12 protein-coding genes are annotated in these 16,503 nt (G+C 60.8%); 6 read left to right on the forward strand and 6 right to left on the reverse strand.

The window, feature by feature from the left end:
* Positions 1–408: 408 nt before the first annotated feature.
* Entirely contained in the window at positions 409–1,482 is a 1,074-nt protein-coding gene (locus tag ACQY7R_RS06900; protein WP_428304856.1) for a DUF6666 family protein, read from the reverse strand.
* A 461-nt stretch (positions 1,483–1,943) separates the two neighbouring features.
* On the opposite strand from ACQY7R_RS06900, the gene ACQY7R_RS06905 reads away from it, so the two are divergent.
* Together ACQY7R_RS06905 and ACQY7R_RS06910 are read left to right on the forward strand one after the other, a co-directional pair.
* Positions 1,944–2,468, forward strand: coding sequence for an RNA polymerase sigma factor (locus tag ACQY7R_RS06905; protein ID WP_428304857.1), 525 nt, complete (start codon positions 1,944–1,946; stop codon positions 2,466–2,468).
* Positions 2,465–3,001, forward strand: a complete 537-nt coding sequence (locus tag ACQY7R_RS06910) for a hypothetical protein (protein WP_428304858.1) — start codon at positions 2,465–2,467, stop codon at positions 2,999–3,001. Before ACQY7R_RS06905 ends, ACQY7R_RS06910 begins: the two co-directional genes overlap by 4 nt.
* Positions 3,002–3,735: 734 nt before the next feature.
* Here ACQY7R_RS06910 and ACQY7R_RS06915 read toward each other — a convergent pair.
* Both ACQY7R_RS06915 and sppA read right to left on the reverse strand, forming a co-directional pair.
* Positions 3,736–5,172: a sialate O-acetylesterase gene (locus tag ACQY7R_RS06915; protein ID WP_428304859.1), complete on the reverse strand. Its 1,437-nt coding sequence runs from the start codon at positions 5,170–5,172 to the stop codon at positions 3,736–3,738.
* A 370-nt stretch (positions 5,173–5,542) separates the two neighbouring features.
* Complete coding sequence (gene sppA / locus ACQY7R_RS06920) at positions 5,543–7,612, reverse strand: signal peptide peptidase SppA (RefSeq protein WP_428304860.1); 2,070 nt, start codon at positions 7,610–7,612, stop codon at positions 5,543–5,545.
* Positions 7,613–7,944: 332 nt separating this feature from the next.
* Between sppA and ACQY7R_RS06925 the strand changes: the two genes are divergently transcribed.
* The 4 genes from ACQY7R_RS06925 to ACQY7R_RS06940 all read left to right on the forward strand — a co-directional run bounded on the left by ACQY7R_RS06925 (position 7,945) and on the right by ACQY7R_RS06940 (position 12,028).
* On the forward strand, positions 7,945–9,222 hold the full coding sequence (locus ACQY7R_RS06925; protein ID WP_428304861.1) for a hypothetical protein: 1,278 nt from the start codon (positions 7,945–7,947) through the stop codon (positions 9,220–9,222).
* A 110-nt stretch (positions 9,223–9,332) separates the two neighbouring features.
* Complete coding sequence (locus ACQY7R_RS06930) at positions 9,333–9,956, forward strand: non-canonical purine NTP pyrophosphatase (RefSeq protein ID WP_428304862.1); 624 nt, start codon at positions 9,333–9,335, stop codon at positions 9,954–9,956.
* Positions 9,957–10,120: 164 nt separating this feature from the next.
* Positions 10,121–11,458, forward strand: coding sequence for a M20 metallopeptidase family protein (locus ACQY7R_RS06935; RefSeq protein ID WP_428304863.1), 1,338 nt, complete (start codon positions 10,121–10,123; stop codon positions 11,456–11,458).
* Positions 11,459–11,500: 42 nt separating this feature from the next.
* Positions 11,501–12,028 (forward strand): hypothetical protein, encoded by a 528-nt coding sequence (locus ACQY7R_RS06940; protein WP_428304864.1) that lies wholly within the window; start codon positions 11,501–11,503, stop codon positions 12,026–12,028.
* 58 nt (positions 12,029–12,086) lie between these two features.
* Here the strand turns inward: ACQY7R_RS06940 and ACQY7R_RS06945 are convergent, their stop codons facing one another.
* The 3 genes from ACQY7R_RS06945 to ACQY7R_RS06955 all read right to left on the reverse strand — a co-directional run bounded on the left by ACQY7R_RS06945 (position 12,087) and on the right by ACQY7R_RS06955 (position 16,356).
* Positions 12,087–13,382 (reverse strand): ABC transporter permease, encoded by a 1,296-nt coding sequence (locus tag ACQY7R_RS06945; RefSeq protein WP_428304865.1) that lies wholly within the window; start codon positions 13,380–13,382, stop codon positions 12,087–12,089.
* Positions 13,383–13,504: 122 nt separating this feature from the next.
* Complete coding sequence (locus tag ACQY7R_RS06950) at positions 13,505–14,425, reverse strand: ABC transporter permease (protein ID WP_428304866.1); 921 nt, start codon at positions 14,423–14,425, stop codon at positions 13,505–13,507.
* Positions 14,422–16,356: a peptide ABC transporter substrate-binding protein gene (locus ACQY7R_RS06955; RefSeq protein ID WP_428304867.1), complete on the reverse strand. Its 1,935-nt coding sequence runs from the start codon at positions 16,354–16,356 to the stop codon at positions 14,422–14,424. The genes ACQY7R_RS06950 and ACQY7R_RS06955 overlap by 4 nt, the downstream gene beginning before the upstream one ends.
* Between the last annotated feature and the right edge of the window lie 147 nt (positions 16,357–16,503).

Genomic DNA, 16,503 nt, shown 5'->3' on the forward strand with positions numbered 1-16,503 from the left:
AATTCTTTCTCGCATCTTTCTTGCGTTGTTAGTCGCATTTTTGGACGGGACGCTCCGGTCGTCGCGCGGGCTGTGGCGCCGCGGCGCGATGGTTGTGCATGGCAACTAGGAGTTAGGCCGAGTCGGCTCCCACGCGCAAGCTTGATGCTCTTTAACCTAACGGAAAATGCGCTGCGCGGGGAGACGGCAGTTTTGGCCACCCTTGAGATGCGCCGGGGTCGGGACGACCCGGCTCGCTGCGGTAGCGAAGGGGTACGAAAAGGATTGAGCGATGGGCGCTCGGCACTATAGGGACAAGTTTGTTTTAATTCGTCGTCCAACGACGCTGCCCCGGTCGCCGCGTTTGGCGGCGACCGGGGGCGTGCTTCGTGAATCTATCCTGTGCGGATCAGTCCTAAACTAAGCCGATCAGTCGGTGACCAAGAACGAGCCGTTGTTCGCGACGTCGAGCAGCGGCAGACCCTTTTGGCCGGTAACGGTCGGGCTGGCTGCCTTGCCGCCGAAGTAATAGGCGACGCCGAACTGCGCGGCGAACTGTTCTTCGCCCGAGCCACGGGGGCCGGCGCTGGCGCCGGGGACGGCGTAGTTGGCGTTGCCGTAGAGCGAGAACCAGCGGCTCAGCGGGGCTTCGCCGGTGAAGCCGAATTGCCACGACTGGATGTCGGCCCGGTCGAAGGCGCCGACGTAACCCATCAGCGAACCGCCGGAGGCCGTGTTGCCGCGGAGGTAAGCGTTTGCTTGGTTCGCCGCGCGAACTTCGCGGCGGACGCTGGGAGCGCCGGCGACGGTGACGGCGGCTTGGTCGTGCCACAGGTGGACCGTGCCGAAGCCGCCGACTTCAAACCGTTCGCTCAGGGCGTAGCCCGCGATGCCGCGGAGCTGGCCCATCTGGACGGTGTTCGCGTTGACGCCCCAGTTGTCGGCCATGAACGAGTCGACGACGGCGCCGTAGCTAATGCGGTCGGTGTTGTGGAGCATGTCGCCCCGTTTGTACACGCCGGCGGTGACGAATCCCTGTGTTTCGACGTCGGTCGATTCGGGAACGACGGCCAAGCGGCCGCGAGGATCGTAGACGCCGTAGCTGCCGCCGACTTGTCCGCGGAGCTCGGAATCGCCAAGGGCAAAGCCGGTGTTGAAGCCGGTGACGCCGCCGAAGCTGCTGGTGAGGGCGCCGGTGCCGCCGTTGATGTTCGTGATGCGATCGCCGATCGACTTGTAGACGTCGGCGCCGGCAAAGACCACGGTATTATCGAGCCAGTTCCCGATGCAGGGACTGCTGCAGTCGTTGCAGGGTTCGCACGAGTCGCTGTAGCTACAGAGCTCGTAGCCGCCCTTCTCGTTGAAGCAGGCCTCGGAGAGGCTGGCTTCGCTTTTGACTTCGCCGTCGAGGAAATTCGCGACGCTGGTTTCTTCCGCGTAGGCCGCCCCGGTCGAACCAATGAGCGCCGCGTTTAAAAAGGCCAAACTAAAAAGCTTCCGCATGATACCGCCCTCCGTGACTTACGAGTGGACGTCGTGTCCATTCCGTAGATCGTACGGTTTTAGGCATCTTCTGCGGGAAAACTAGCGGGACGGGTTAAGCGGTACAACCGGAATAAGCGGACCGGTGTGAGGGGGGGATGAGGGGGCGGATTGGCTTGCCTGGGCGGCAAAGTTGCCGGGGAGAGACGTTCGCCTCTGGTTACTGGGGCGAAACCCGCGTTTTATTTCCATAACATCAATGCACTTGTGTCGTTTGCCGAATCTGCTCATGTTGCGAGGGTAGCTGCCAATATTGCTACTCTCGTTATTTCCCCAGAAACCCCGCCCCCAAATACAACTTAAGTACTTTCACAAATACGCTTTACGACCACCACGACAACATTATCTACGCAATATTTCACTAAATACTCTGCACATTTGTCCTCGGTGAACGTTCTTATATACAGAGCACCTCAAATCCAATGCTCAGAAACAACGACACAGAGGACGTGCGCTTATTCGAAAGCTTTTGGCATGAGGTAACTCAAATGCTTTTAAGAATTGGAAGAAATAAATTCGGACTGCAGGACCACGATATTGAAGATCTAGTGCAAGACGTGGCAACCGCTTTTTTACAACGAGTGCGTACAACCCCTTCGGAGGCGCTTGCCAATCCCTACGATTTGTATCGCTGGAGTTCTGCGGTATTCACAAATCGCTGCATTGATCGCGTCCGCAAACTAAGAACTGCAGGACGTCATAAGCTTGATGTCGCAAAGCCAATACTTACATTTGACGATACGGCCCTAGAACATGACATATCGAATGATCTTATAGACGCTATTGAATCACTCCCCCGTCGGCAAAGAGAAGTCATGAAGGGATTTCTTAAAGGGCAGTGCACAAGCGACACAGCAGCCGAATTGGGCATATCCGAAGCGAGCGTACGATCACTAAAGCGATATGGAACGATGCTTTTGAGAGAAAGACTTGGGAGAGACCCATGAGCCACGTACTTGCTAAGCGATCACTTCATAGGGCGAATTTACTCCTGAAGTTAACTGAAATGTTTACATTCAACAAAAACCTTGATTCTCGACTTCTCAGACTTGGGGCTGTCCTATTGTTCGGCATTCTGTCGTTTGCAGTCACATTGACATACGTGTGGGTGAACCCTTCACTAGATGATCATTCTCGTGCTGTTGCTGCATTCATCTTATTGGGGTCACTTGCTCTAGTATGCTTGAGTAGTTGTTTATTGTTTCTTGCAATCTGGGGTGCTTTTCTAGCCGAGAGAGTGCTGCGCATAAACGCTGAGCAAGAGGTATTCGAGTCAGTCGAAAAAACCGGACCGGTCGCAAGAGAAATCCTTGTACTGAATTTAGCTAAGCCGGAATTTCGGCAAGACCTAGACACTTTACTGAAGAGTGTTGAGCAATCTGCCCCTAAGCCACTAGACCCAAATGTGATTCACGAGAGATTTTTCACTCGTGAGATCGTCGCAGAAGCAGTAGAAGCCCTTGAATGTCCGGCCAATTAGTGCAGAATGCGGAGACTGAAACACTCAAGAGCAGTGTTTCTTCTCTCGCGGGGTTCTGCATGTCCTGGACTTGCTGCATCGCATTCGCATTTCTGCTTGCTTTCTCGTTTGGCTGCCTAGTCTTACATGTAGAAAGTTCGCAAAGTCAGGCTGTCATTGCTGACGCGATTAACAGACAAGAGAACGCTACAAGACTTCTTTCTAAGTGCCTAAACTTCGTCGGAACATTATTAAGCCTCGTAAGGCGAGGAGTAATTCCGACAACGATAGGTGCGGCCGTAATAGCATTTCTTTCTTGCTGTTCACCATTAGATCTGGCAACAGTTAAGGAAATATTGCATTTGACTTTTGACTTCGTGCTGAAAGTCTTGGGGAAAAATTAGACTTGTAGCGTCCTCAACTCACCAAATTCGATTCGTTAGAGCATTCAAGCCCAGTGGAACCTCATGGCTCCGCAGGGCTTGTTGCGTTTGCCACAGTTCCAGTCTGAAACATTTGCAAGCGGCTTAAGGTTGGCATACTCGCCTACCTGCGCGGCGAAGCCGTGGGAGGCTTGCACCGTCGGGAATTGGAAGATTCTCCGAGTTGCCTCTTGCAGCTGCGCTGCCCCGGTAGCCGCTTGGGGCGGCAACCGGGGCTACCCGTTGAGAACGCCGGGGAACCCGCTGAGTGGCGGGAGTGATCGTGCTTCGTCCACCGGCGGAGCCGGTGGCTTTTATTGGTTTGGGCTCGGGTCACTTCTTGGACCGGAACGGGGCGGCCGGGAGGCCCGCGGCGTTTTTTAGCGTTGCTTCGGGGTAGGCGGCCCAGGCGTAGCGGGCCGACTTTGGTTCGGTGACGCCGGCGGCGGAGAGGATGACGGCGTCGCCGTCGATGGTTGCCGTGGCGGGGACGTAGCGGCCGTCGGCGCCGGCGATTTCGAAACCCTTGAGTTCGCTGCCCTCGGACCGGAGGCCGGCGGCGTGGTCGAACGAGACGCGCAGTTTGTCGCCCTCCGCTTGCAGATCGCGATACGTCGGTCCGGAATACTCGATCTGGTCGTCGTTGTACGCGACATGTCGGGCGACGAGGGCCAGCCGCCGGCCGACTTCGGCCTTGTTGCGCGGGTGGACGTCGTGCCGATCGCCGACGTCGATGGCGATCGCCATGCCGGTGCGGGGGACGTCGAGCGTCTCGGTCTGGGCTTCCCGCAGGAGCGGCCAGGTCTCGCCGCCCGGTTCGAATGCGGCCAACTGGACGAAGAGAAAGGGAAAGTCGCCTTGGCTGAACCGCGCCCGCCAGTCGGCGATCATCGTTTTGGAGAGCTCGTGGTACTCGGCGGGGCGGCCGGAGTTGTCTTCGCCCTGATACCAGACGACGCCTTTGACGGCGTAGGGAATGATCGGCGACAGCATACCGTTGAAGAGGACGGTGGGGACGTGGTGCGAGTACATGCGGGGGCGTCCCTCAGCGTCTTTGGCGTTGCTCTTAAGCAGTTCCTGCGCCTGGTCGTAATCGTCGGCGAACGTGGGGACGGCGGCGAGCGCCTCGCGGCTGGTCCAGGCTTCCATGGGGGTGCCGCCCTGGTTGCACGAGAGGATACCGATCGGCACGCCCAGCTCCTGCTGCAAGTCGCGGGCGAAGTAGTAAGCGACGGCGGGCCACGAGGCGATCGTTTTAGGGGCTGCGACCTGCCAGCCTTGCGTTTCGAAGGATGCTTGCGGTTCGTCCATGGGGCGATTGGGGACGTCGATGGCGCGAATCATCGGGTTGGCCGCGGCGGCGAGCGCTGCATCAGCGCCGTCGGAGTCTTTGACGGTCCATTCCATGTTCGATTGGCCGCCGGCAATCCAAACGTCGCCGAACAGCACGTCGGCGAGCGTGACCGATTCGTCGCCCGATTTTACTTGGACGCTTACGGGCCCGCCGGCGGGGTGCGGGGTGAGGGCCAGCTTCCATTTGCCGTCGGCGTCGGCGGTGGCGGTGGCAGTCGCTTTGCCGTCGACGGAGACCGCCACTTTGGCGTGCGGCGCCGCGGTTCCCCAGACGGGAGTTCGCGCGTCGCGTTGCAGCACCATGTGGTTGGAGAAGACCGAGGCGAGGGCGAGCGGCTGCGGTGCGTCCGCCGCCTTCGCGGCTTGAACGTGAGCGCAGAGACCAAGTGCCAGGAAAACTGCCGCTGCGAGTTTCATGTTCGCCTCTTCAAGCTGCAAGATGAGATGAGATGAGTCCTAAGACGAGTCCGGTGATTTCAGACAGACTAGCGAGCGAACTGGGCGGGCTCAAGCGTTGGCGATCGATGGCACTGGGGTGTGTACAAATTGTAACGACGCGCGGGGGAACCGAGGGTGGCCCGGGTGGCGTACTCGCCTACCTGGGCGGCGTTAGCCGCGAGAGGCTTCGGGTAGAGAGCGTTGGACTATTGCCTCTTGCAGCTGCGCTGCCCCGATAGCCGCTTGAGGCGGCAACCGGGGCTACCCTCACTGAGCGAGCGCATAAAAAAATCGGCCGATCGCAACCGCGATCGGCCGATTTTTCGTTGGGTTTTGCGATGCGTGTTCGCTACTTAATCTCGAACCAATACGGCATCATCACCGCCACCGGTTCGCGCATCACTTGGCGAAGCTGCACGGCGTGACGCAAAACGCCGCGGAGTTCCGGGGCGAGGGACGTGAGGCCGGCGATGACGCGGGCTTCGGCTTCGCGTTCGGCGTCCATGTTGCCGCCGAACATCGCTTCGAACGGGTTCTCGGGCTTCGGCAGCACGAGGACTTCGACCTTCTTGTCTGGGTCGAGGCCGGCGAGCCGCTTGGCCGATTGGATCGAGTCGCGGAGCGTGCCGACTTCGTCGATCAGGCCGAGGCGTTTGGCGACGCGGCCGGTGTAAACCTGGCCGCCGGCGAGCTTTTCAAGTTGCTCGACCTTCATCTTGCGGCCTTCGGCGGCCTTCGTCGTGAACTGACGGTAGACGTCTTTCATCATCCGCTCGACGACCTTGCGCTCCGAGTCGGAGAACTTGTGGGTCGTCGAGAAGATGCCGCTGTTCTCGCCGCGCGAGATCGATTCGGTATCGATGCCGAGTTTGTCGTAGACGCCCTTCATCGCGAGCTTGCCGCCGACGACGCCGATCGAGCCGGTGACGGTGCCGGGTTCGGCGAAGATGCGGTCGGCGCCCATCGAGATGTAGTAACCGCCGCTGGCGGCGACGTCGCCCATGCTGGCGACGATCGGCTTGTCGATCGCTTGCGTTTGCCGCCAGATGAGGTCGCTGGCGAGGGCCGAGCCGCCGGGGCTATCGACGCGGAGGACGATCGCTTTGACGGTTTCGTCCTTGGCGGCTTCTTCGAGGGCTTCGACGATGGTGGTCGAGCCCATCGTGGTTTCGCCGAGGATGCTGCTTTGGCTCTTGCCGCTCATGATCGGGCCGACGGCGTAGACGATGGCGATCTTCGGGTTGCTGTCGCCGCTGCCTCCCTTGCCTTCGCCCATCATCGACTGGAAGAGCTTCATCATGCCCATCGGGCCGCTGAAGTCGGCGTCGACCTTTTGCTTGGCGTAGTTCTCGACGTAGACGAGCTTGTCGGCTTTGTATTCCTTTTGGAGCGAATCGCGGAACTGGTCGGGGTAGGCGATGCGATCGACGAGGCCGGCTTCCTTGGCTTCGTTGGCCATGAGGAGGCCTTGGTCGACGATGAGGCGCACCTCTTCGACCTTCAAATCGCGGTCGGAGGCGATCGTGGTGAGCATTTCATCGTAAACGTCGTCGATGAGCGCGGTCATGTTCTTGCGAACCGGCTCGCTCAGGCTGTCGCGGGTGTAGGGTTCGGCGGCGCCTTTGAAGTCGCCGACATGGAGCATGTCGGCCTCGACGCCGACCTTGCCGAGCAGGTCTTTGTAGAACGAGAACTCGGCGCGGACGCCGGGGAGGAGAACTTCGCCCGACTCGGGGATGATGATTTCATCGCAGGCCGAGGCGAGTTGATACTGCGGGCCCATGGCCGATTCGAGGAGGGCGTAAACCTTCTTGCCCTTTGACTGGACGCGATTGATTGAGTCGCGGAGTTCGTTCAGCTTACCGCGGCCGGGGGCGGAGTCGATTTGGAGAATGACGCCGGCGATCGCTTCATCGTCGCCGGCCTTCTCGATGCGGGCCATCGTCTTGCGGAGGTCGACGCCGAGGTCGCCGAAGAGCGACATCTCGCCGGGGGATTCAGGGAGGGCGCCGTCGATGATGATGTAGGCGATGCGGACTTTTTTCTTGGTGGCCTTTTCGGCTGCAACTTTGTCGGCGGCTTCTTTGTCTTTCTTGGCTTGTTCTTCGGCCTTGGCCTTATCGGCGGCGCGGGCGGCTTCGGCTTTCTTGGCTTTGATGCGCTTGGATTCGGTTTTGGCTTCTTCCTTGGCTCCCTTCTCGTCGGCGTCGTCAGCCTTTTTGTCGGCGTCGGCCTTGGCCTCCGACTTCTTGTCGGCTTTCCTGTCGGCGTCCTTTTCTGTTTCCTTTTCGTCGGCTTTCTTTTCCGCCGTTGCGGCTTTGTCGTCGGACGCCGGTTTGTCGGCGGCGAAGGAGCGAGTCGCCGGTCCGGCGACGACGAGTGCGATGGCCAACCACATCCCGAGCAAGAATTCACGCATTGCTGGTATCCCCGTTCTGAGTCTCTCGTGATTTCGGTGACGCCGCGAAATTCAACCGCCTACTCAGGCCGCTTCCCGGCGTCATTACCACTATAGCGGGTAGATGCCGGGCATTCGCCAGGGGCCGGGCTATCTTGCCCAAATTGGGCCGAATTCAGCAGCGGCCCGATTTTCCTGGGCCATTGCGACCGGCGCGACCTCTTCGCCCGTGCTAGCGGGGCGTAATCCGCCCTGGGCGGGCGCGGCGCGGTTTGATACTTTTCCCGCGCTACTTTTTGCCGGTTCGCCCGGCGACTCCCGTTCCACCGTGCTCCCCGATCGCGGAACCGACCATGACCTCAGCATTTTCGCAGGCCCTCCGCTCTTCATTTGTTCGCCGTTGTTCGTCGCTGGCCGTCGCCACGGCGATGGTGGCTGGAATTCCCACGACGAGCCCAGCCGCCGAGCCGTTTTGGCGGCAAGTGATGCCGCAGAAGAAGGTCGCGTTCGAAGCGAACGGCGATTACACGCTGACCGAGCAGAACGGTCCTTGGTTGGTGATGGCGATGTCGTTCAATGGCGAAGGGGGCGAAACGGAAGCCCGCGAGTTGGTGAACGAACTGCGCTCGAAGTTCAATCTGCCTGCCTACTACTATGCCATGACGTTCAAGCTGGAAGACGAACGGACTGGCCTGGGAATCGACAACTACGGCGCCCCGATCAAGCGGCGCTACCAGCGTGGGAAAGAAGTGCTGGAGCATGCCGTGCTGGTGGGCGAATTCCACACGATTGAAGACCCCGCCGCGCAGGCGCTGCTCGACCGCGTGAAGACGCTGGAGCCGGAATCGCTGAAGCTCGAATCGGGCGAAGCGACGTCGCAGAGCTTGGTCGGCATGCGGCAGCTGCAACGGACGGTGAAGCAAAAGCTTGGCAAGCCGGTGAATCGCGGGCCGATGAATCACGCCTTCTTGACGCGCAATCCGTTGCTACCGAAAGAGTACTTCGCCCCCGCCGGCGTCGCCCAAGACGTCGCCAAGTGGAACAAGGACTTTGAATACTCGCTGCTAAAGTGCCCCGGAAAACAGACGATCAAGGTCGCGACCTTCAGCGGCAAGACGTCGCTCAAATCCGCAGACGTTGAATCGGCGAAGGGTTCTTCGATTCGCGGCGCCAAAGAGAACGACGCGCTAGTCGTCGCGGTCGACAAGGCCCACAAGCTCACCGTTGCCCTGCGTGCGAAGGGCTGGGAAGCATACGAGTTCCACGATCGCTACGAGAGCTACGTCGCCGTGGGTTCGTTCGACGACCTGCAGCGTAACCAGAACGGCCAACTGACGCCGTCGACGCGCGAAGCGCAAATCATCGTCAATACGTTCGGGGCCGCGACGCCGAACGTCGGCTTCGAACGGGCGACGTATCAAGCGATCGGCGCCGACGCGGAAGACATCCAGCAAGCAGAGCATGCCGAGGGCGAAGTGCTGCAGCAGTTCGACAAGCAGTTCTCTGCGAAGTTCGGCGACGTTGCCGACGGTTTCCACCCGAAAGACTTCGTCGGGCTGCCGTTCGATATCCAACCGCAGGCGATCGATGCTCCGAAGGTTTCGGTGAGTTCGGCTTACGTGCGGAAATAGCCGTGCTGGGATGACGGCTGAAGTCGACTGGCCGCGGCGGATTCGCGGTTCTGCCTGAGCGCCGGCGGCGCTACAATAATGCGTTCCACTCACGTCGCTAGGAACGCACTATGGCCGCGCATCGTCTTGTCATCGGCACCACCAACCTGAAGAAGGGGCTCGAGCTGCAGGAGCTGCTCGCTCCGTATGGGTTCGAGGTGCAGACGCTGCGAGAGGCAGGGCGGCCGATTCTCGATGTGGTCGAGGATGGCGAGACGTTCGCGTACAACGCGCGCAAGAAGGCTGCGGAGCAGGCGGTTTATCTCGGCGCGTGGGTGATGGCCGACGACAGCGGATTGGCCGTCGATGCGCTCGACGGCCGGCCGGGCGTCTACTCGGCGCGATACGCGGGCGAGAATGCGACCGACGCCGATAACAACGCGAAGCTGCTCGCGGAGCTGGGCGAGTTGCCGCTCGCCAAGCGGACGGCCCACTATGTGTGCCATGTGGCGGTGGCCAACCCGCTTGGGGAAATTCGGGCCGAGAGCGCCGATACTTGCCGCGGGCGGATTGTCTTCGAACCGGCGGGCGCGAATGGGTTCGGGTACGACCCGCTGTTCGAAGTGGTGGAGTATCACCAGACGTTCGGCCAACTCGGGCCGCTAGTGAAGGCGGCGATCAGCCACCGAGCGCGGGCGCTGCGGAGCGTGGTGCCGAAGCTGCTCGCTTTGGCGAGTAGCGGGGCGTGGGAATAGAAGAGAATGGCAACGGCGCGGCGAGGGATTACAATCAGCCGTGCCGCGGCAGGCTCGCTGCTTGTTCGTGAACGCATCGTTCATCCGCAACGTTCGTTCACCAAATAAGAGGAGCCGCTGCGAGCGATGAACTCAAAGCGGCTCCAATGAACAAGAGCGGTCGTATGAATGCCCGAAGTGTAACGCGCCTGTTTCCCCTCGCCAACGGGTTTTGGTTCTTTTTGTGTCTGCTGGCTGGCGCCATCCCCCCCGCCAGCGGCGCCGAGTCGGTGAACGACTGGGTGAAGGGCGCGTTGCCCGAGCTTACCCAGTTTTACAAGTCGCTTCACCAGGCGCCGGAGCTGTCGCACGAAGAGGAAAAGACGGCCGCGACGATGGCCGAGACGCTCCGCAAGCTCGGCTTCACCGTGACCGAAAAAGTCGGCGGACATGGCGTCGTCGGCGTGCTGAAAAATGGCGCCGGGCCGAAGCTCCTCCTGCGGGCCGACATGGACGGGCTGCCGGTGGTGGAAGAGACGGGGCTACCGTATGCGTCGCAAGTAAAGGTGCGCGATGCGCGCGGGGCGACGGTCGGCGTGATGCACGCGTGCGGGCACGACATGCACATGACGATGCTGATGGGGACGCTCGAATATCTATCGACGCATCGCGACCAGTGGAGCGGGACGCTCGTGCCGATCTTTCAGCCCGCGGAAGAAAAAGGCGCCGGCGCTCAAAAGATGCTCGACGACGGACTGTTCCGCCGCTTTCCGAAACCCGACTACGCGCTTGCGCTGCACGTCGCCGCCGATCGGCCGACGGGCAACGTCGCCTGGCGCCCTGGCTATGCGATGGCCAACGTCGACAGCGTCGACATCGTCATCCGCGGCAAAGGGGGCCACGGCGCTTACCCGCACATGACGATCGACCCGATCGTCATCGCGGCGAAGCTGGTGCTCGACCTGCAGACGATCGCCAGCCGCGAGGTGAAGCCGATCGAACCGGTGGTGGTGACGGTCGGTTCGATTCACGGCGGGGCGAAGCACAACGTCATCAGCGACGACTGCACGCTGCAACTCACGGTGCGGAGTTACACGCCGGAGGTGCGGAAGCAAATTCTCGACGCAATCAAGCGAAAAGCGGATGCCGCGGCCGCAAGTGCGGGAGCGCCGCAGCCCGACATCACCATCTCGGACGGCACCCCTGCCCTGGCGAACGACGCCGACCTCGCAAAGCGGTTGGAGCCGGTGATTCAAAAGGAACTGGGCAAAGATAAAGTCGAAGAGTCGGAGCCCTCAATGGGGGGCGAGGACTTCGGCGCCTACGGCCGAGCCGGGGTGCCGATTTTGATGATCGCGGTTGGCGCCGTCGATCAGTCGCGGCTGACGAAGTACGAAACAGAGGGGACGCTCGCGCCTTCGCTGCACTCGCCACTATTCTATCCCGACATCGACGGCACGCTGACAACTGGGGTGCGAACGCTGACGGCTGCTTCGCTTGATTTGCTGGCGAAAAAGAAATGAGGCTGCGTTCGCGAGTGCCCCATGACCAACAAGTAGGCCAACATGGCAATTAACTCAAGCTATTCTCCTGAGATATTCACGCTGGTGCCAATGAGCCAATTGTCGAAGCGACACTTCGACCTGCACCCTATCTGGTCTGAATATTACGACCATGAGGAGAAAGATGAGATCGTCTCGTGGGGAGTCGATCAGAAATGGTTGGAGGATGAACTCGAGAACGTTCACAGCGGAAACGACCATTGCGCATATCCGATCCTCCGCCCGTATCCACTTCCCGATCGTATGCGTCTTTATATTAAGGCCCGCTTCACAACCGCTAACGGGACGTACCTGGACGGCTGCGTCATGAACGATGATGCCTTTGTATTGACGCTATTTATCGGCGAGGACGACCATACTTTTAGTCGCCATCCAGCCTTTGCTGACTGGTACGACGTTTCGCTTCGCTCATTGCAGGAAGCCATCGGACGTAGCGATGATGCCATCTTTCCGCTGACGTACGAAACCGACTTTCTCGGGGCTAACGACGCCCCCATTTCAGGCATCTTTTCACCGTCTATACCCCTTTAAGAATTCTATCAATTGGCGAATGTAGCCGACTGTCGTCATTCGGTAATTCGTCATCCCCTCAACGGTCTTTCATCCGCGGGTCGAGCGCGTCACGGACGCCGTCGCCGAGGAAGTTTAGGGCCAGCAGCGTCGCGCCGAGGGCGAGGCTCGGGAAGAGGACCAGCCACCAGTAGATTTTTACTGGGGTGAGATCGTTGATTCCCTCGCGGGCGAGCATGCCCCAGGAGACGTCGGGGGCTTCGACGCCGAGGCCAAGGAACGAGAGGAACGCCTCGAACAGCATCACCCGCGGGATGGTGAGCGTCAGATAGACGAGCACGACGCTCGAGACGTTCGGCAGCAGGTGGCGGAAGATAATTCGCCAGTGGCCGGCGCCGAGCGAACGGGCGGCTTCGACGAACGGCTCGGTCTTCAGCGAGATCACTTGGCCGCGGACGACACGGGCCATCGTTAGCCAGTAGATGGCGCCGACGACGAGGTAGAACACGGTGATTTTGTTGAGGCCGAGATAGGCGAGGCGCGTGCCCCAGCTTTCGGGCGTGCTGTCGTCGTTGAGCATCGTGATGATGAAGATCACGACGAAGATGAACGGGATCGAGTAGAGCAGATCGACGAAGCGCATCATCGCGTCGTCGAGCCAGCCGCCGAAGTACCCGGCGACGGCGCCGTAAGTGACGCCGATGACTAGCGAGACCGCGGTCGCCACAAGCCCCACCATTAGCGAGATGCGGGCGCCCCAGAAGACGCGGGAGAGGAGATCGCGGCCGAACATGTCGCGGCCCCACAGCGAGTTGATCTGCGACTTGCCGAACATTGCGTAGCGGGTGCGGACCATCCAGCGACTGAGCGGGCCAAGATCAGCAAAGCCCGCTTTGGCATACGGCGCCTGAATCGTGTCGTCGATTTCGTTGTGCTTGCGGACGAGGGCTTCGAAGGCCTCGTTGCGCGCCGTGCGGAGCGGCTCGAGCTTGGCGTCGCGTTCGAGCGGCGGCAGGTCCGCGGCGAGCTCGCGCTCGGCGGTACGAAACGCCTCGGTCGTCTTGCGATAAGCGGCCTCGAGTTCAGGGAGTTGACCACGGAGCTCCGCGACTTCGGCGGGGGCGGCTTCGATCGCTTCGAGGTTCAAAGAAAAACCGTCGATCCGGAGCGGGCCGAGCGTCGGCGGGCGATATTGCAAATCAGTCTGCACGCGATCGGGCGGCTGCAGGGGTAACAGCGGCGTGACGACGGCCAGCGAGCAGACGACCACGAGCGTGGCGAGCGCGGCCATGGCGGCCCAATCGCGGCGCAGCCGCCGCCAGGCATCGCGAGCGAGCGATGTTCCGGCGATCGATTTGGCGTCTGGCGTCGACATGCTTGAAGCTCAGTAAGATCTCTCGCAGAGGCGCAGAGGCGCGGATGAAGAATGGATGCGATAGCGATCTCTCTGCGGCTCTGCGCCTCTGCGAGAGATCGATTCGATTGATATTGGTCGCATCATTCCAACTCCACGCGGGGATCGAGGTAGGCGTAGGAGAGGTCGACGAGGAAGTTCATCGTGTAGAGCACGAGCGTGTAGAGCAGGACGACGCCCATCGCGAGGGTGAAGTCGCGTAGCTCGGCGGCTTTCACGAAGTAGATGCCCAGCCCAGGAATCGCGAACACCGTCTCCACCACCAGCGAGCCGGTGAGGATGCCGGCCACCGCAGGGCCCAGGAACGAAACGACTGGCAGCAACGAATTTCGCAAACCGTGGACGAGAATCACACGGCTGCTGCTGAGCCCCTTCGCTCGGGCGGTGCGGATGTAATCTTGCGACAGCGCGTCAAGCAGACTAGTGCGCGAGATCCGCGCCACTTCCGCGGCGTACGGGGCGCCGAGGCAAAACGCCGGCAACACGAGCTGCGACGCACTCCCCCAACCGGCGGCGGGGAAGAGCGGAATCATGAACACGAACAGCATGATGCAAATCGTCGCCACGACGAAACTCGGCAGCGCGATACCGATCGTCGCGACGAGTCGCAAGCCAACGTCGAGCGCGCTGCCGCGGCGCGCCGCCGAGACGACGCCGGTGAGCAGGCCGAACGTCATCGCAAACGCCAGCGCCAGCACGCCGAGGGCCGCCGAGATCGGCAAGCCCTGAGCGATCACATAGTTCACGCTACGATCGGTCAACCGCATGCACAGACCGAGATCGCCGTAACGGAACGTCCGCTCCAGCTCGATGAAGTACTGCTCGTGCAGTTCCTTGTCGAGGTTGTACCGCCGCTCCATGTTGCGTTTGATTTCGGGCGCGACCTGCCGATCGCCGTCGAACGGCCCCCCGGGGACGCTCCGCATCAAGATGAACGAGACGGTGAAGACCGCCCACATGGTGATGACTAGCCAGAAGAGACGCCGAATGATAAACGCGATCATTCCCGGCCCTCCATGAAGGGGTTGGGCGTTTTTTCCTCGGCGTCGATCCAGATCGCCGACAGCGGATGGGTGTCCTGAATGTTGTTGTAGAAGCCGCGGACGGTCGGCTTCACCATGTTCTTGCTGACGTAGTTGTAAAACGGAATGATCGGCTGCTCGTCCATGAGGATCGCTTCGGCCTGATGGAGCAGTTCGAGCCGCTTCGCGGAATCTGTTTCGGTCGCTGCGGCAGCGATCAGTCGGTCGTACTCGGCGTTGCCCCAGCCCGTGCAGTTGTTCTCGCCGCCGCTGACGAACATGTCGAGGAACGTGTTGGGGTCGGCGTAGTCGCCAATCCAACCGCGGCGGCTGACGTCGTACTTGAGTTGCCGTTGGCTCGCGTTGAAGGTGGCCCACTCTTCGTTGCGGGTTTTGACGCTAATGCCGAGATTCTTCCGCCACTGGTCGCGAATGAGTTGGGCGATCGCGTGATGGCCTTCGTGCGTGTTGTGAAGGATCTCGATTTCGGGGAAGCCGCGTCCGTTCGGATAACCCGCTTCGGCGAGTAGCCGCTGGGCTTCTTTGACGTCTTCGTGCGGGCCCTGCGGCGGGTCGTAGCCGGGCAGGCCCGGCGGGACGAGGCTGTACGTCGGTAGTTCGCCGGCGCCGAGCAGGACTTGCGTCAGTTCGTTGCGATCCATCGCCATCGACAACGCCTTACGGACCCGCACATCGTCGAATGGCTTGCGTTTGACGTTGAGGAGGTAGAAGTAGGTGTTGAGCATCGGCTGCGGATTGAGATCGTCTCGCACCGGCCGCTCGGCCATCAACGTTCGCAGCGCCGAGGCGGGGACGTCGTAAATCCAGTCGACCTCGCCGGTGAGGTAGAGGTTGAGCGCGGTGGTGCTCGACTCGACGGCGAGGAAGTCGACGCTGCCCAGTTTCACATTGTCGCGATCCCAGTAGTGCTCGTTCTTCACGACGCGCGTCCGATCGCGCAAGTGGCGGAACTGCGGTTTGAAAGGGCCGTTGCAAACGATGTTCTCCACATCGGTCCAATCGGGCGAGCCGAAGGTTTCGACGCACTTTTGTTGCACGGGGAAGAGCGGGTAGAAGCCGACGAGGGTGAGAAAGTAAGGCGTCGGATTTTCCAGCTTGAATTCGAGCGTGTAATCGTCGATCGCCCGCATGCCGACATCCTTCAGGTCGAGCAGAATTTGCCGCGCGTGGCGTTCGGCTTTCGCCGGTTCGTTTTCGGCGGCGGCTGCGTCGTCGGCGTAGCGAAAGCGCTCTTCGCCCGCTTCGGTGGAGATGACGAAGACCCAATCTTCGATCTTCAGCGACTCGTCGGCCGCGGCCTTGTCGAGCGCTTCGCCCGTGAGTTCCTGGCCGCTCCGATCTTCGATGCGAACCAGCTTGCCGTGAACGAGTTCTCCGCGGAGCGCATTCGAAGCGGCCGGATCGACATTGAGTTCCACCTCGACGTTGTCGCCGGGCCGCACCGCGCGGCCGCCGCCGCTGTAGCGCTTCGCGTTCTTCACGTACCAAGCCTGGTACGAATATTCGGCCGCGGTGCGGGGGTCGAGGAACCGCCGCATCGAGTAGATAAAATCGTGGGCCGTCACTGGCGAGCCGTCGGACCACTTCGCATCCTTCCGCAGGTGGAAGGTGTAGGTAAGCAGGTCTGCGGAGACATCCCAACGCTCGGCGACGCCGGGCTCGGGCTTGAGCGTTTCGGGGTTCCAGCTTGTCAGCCCTTCGAACAGGGCGTTGATCATCCGGTTCTCGGGCTGGCCGGTGACGATCGCCGGGTCGAGACTTTTTACCTCGGTTCCGTTAATGAACGTGAAGTCGGCGGGCGGGAGTTGGCCGCGGTTTAGGGCCCAGCCAATGGAGCCGAGAATCGCAACGCCGGCGATCCAGGGGAACAGCGATCGGCCATCCAGTGGCATGCGGCTCTGCTGGGGAGGTGAGTGGGGCGGGCTCCAACTGACGTTAGCTTACCGGACGGAGAGGACGGGGCAAAGAACTTACTGAGCTTCAATTTGAACCGCCAAGGACGCCAAGGTTCGCCAAGGGAATACAAATACATTTGGAAC

The organism is Lacipirellula sp., from assembly GCF_965279485.1.
GTDB lineage: Bacteria > Planctomycetota > Planctomycetia > Pirellulales > Lacipirellulaceae > Lacipirellula.

Bases quoted from the DNA above. Each gene is read 5' to 3' on its own strand.
- ACQY7R_RS06900 (WP_428304856.1), bottom strand. From the start codon at position 1,482: ATGCGGAAGCTTTTTAGTTTGGCCTTTTTAAACGCGGCGCTCATTGGT.
- ACQY7R_RS06905 (WP_428304857.1), top strand. From the start codon at position 1,944: ATGCTCAGAAACAACGACACAGAGGACGTGCGCTTATTCGAAAGCTTT.
- ACQY7R_RS06910 (WP_428304858.1), top strand. From the start codon at position 2,465: ATGAGCCACGTACTTGCTAAGCGATCACTTCATAGGGCGAATTTACTC.
- ACQY7R_RS06915 (WP_428304859.1), bottom strand. From the start codon at position 5,172: ATGAAACTCGCAGCGGCAGTTTTCCTGGCACTTGGTCTCTGCGCTCAC.
- sppA (WP_428304860.1), bottom strand. From the start codon at position 7,612: ATGCGTGAATTCTTGCTCGGGATGTGGTTGGCCATCGCACTCGTCGTC.
- ACQY7R_RS06925 (WP_428304861.1), top strand. From the start codon at position 7,945: ATGACCTCAGCATTTTCGCAGGCCCTCCGCTCTTCATTTGTTCGCCGT.
- ACQY7R_RS06930 (WP_428304862.1), top strand. From the start codon at position 9,333: ATGGCCGCGCATCGTCTTGTCATCGGCACCACCAACCTGAAGAAGGGG.
- ACQY7R_RS06935 (WP_428304863.1), top strand. From the start codon at position 10,121: ATGAATGCCCGAAGTGTAACGCGCCTGTTTCCCCTCGCCAACGGGTTT.
- ACQY7R_RS06940 (WP_428304864.1), top strand. From the start codon at position 11,501: ATGGCAATTAACTCAAGCTATTCTCCTGAGATATTCACGCTGGTGCCA.
- ACQY7R_RS06945 (WP_428304865.1), bottom strand. From the start codon at position 13,382: ATGTCGACGCCAGACGCCAAATCGATCGCCGGAACATCGCTCGCTCGC.
- ACQY7R_RS06950 (WP_428304866.1), bottom strand. From the start codon at position 14,425: ATGATCGCGTTTATCATTCGGCGTCTCTTCTGGCTAGTCATCACCATG.
- ACQY7R_RS06955 (WP_428304867.1), bottom strand. From the start codon at position 16,356: ATGCCACTGGATGGCCGATCGCTGTTCCCCTGGATCGCCGGCGTTGCG.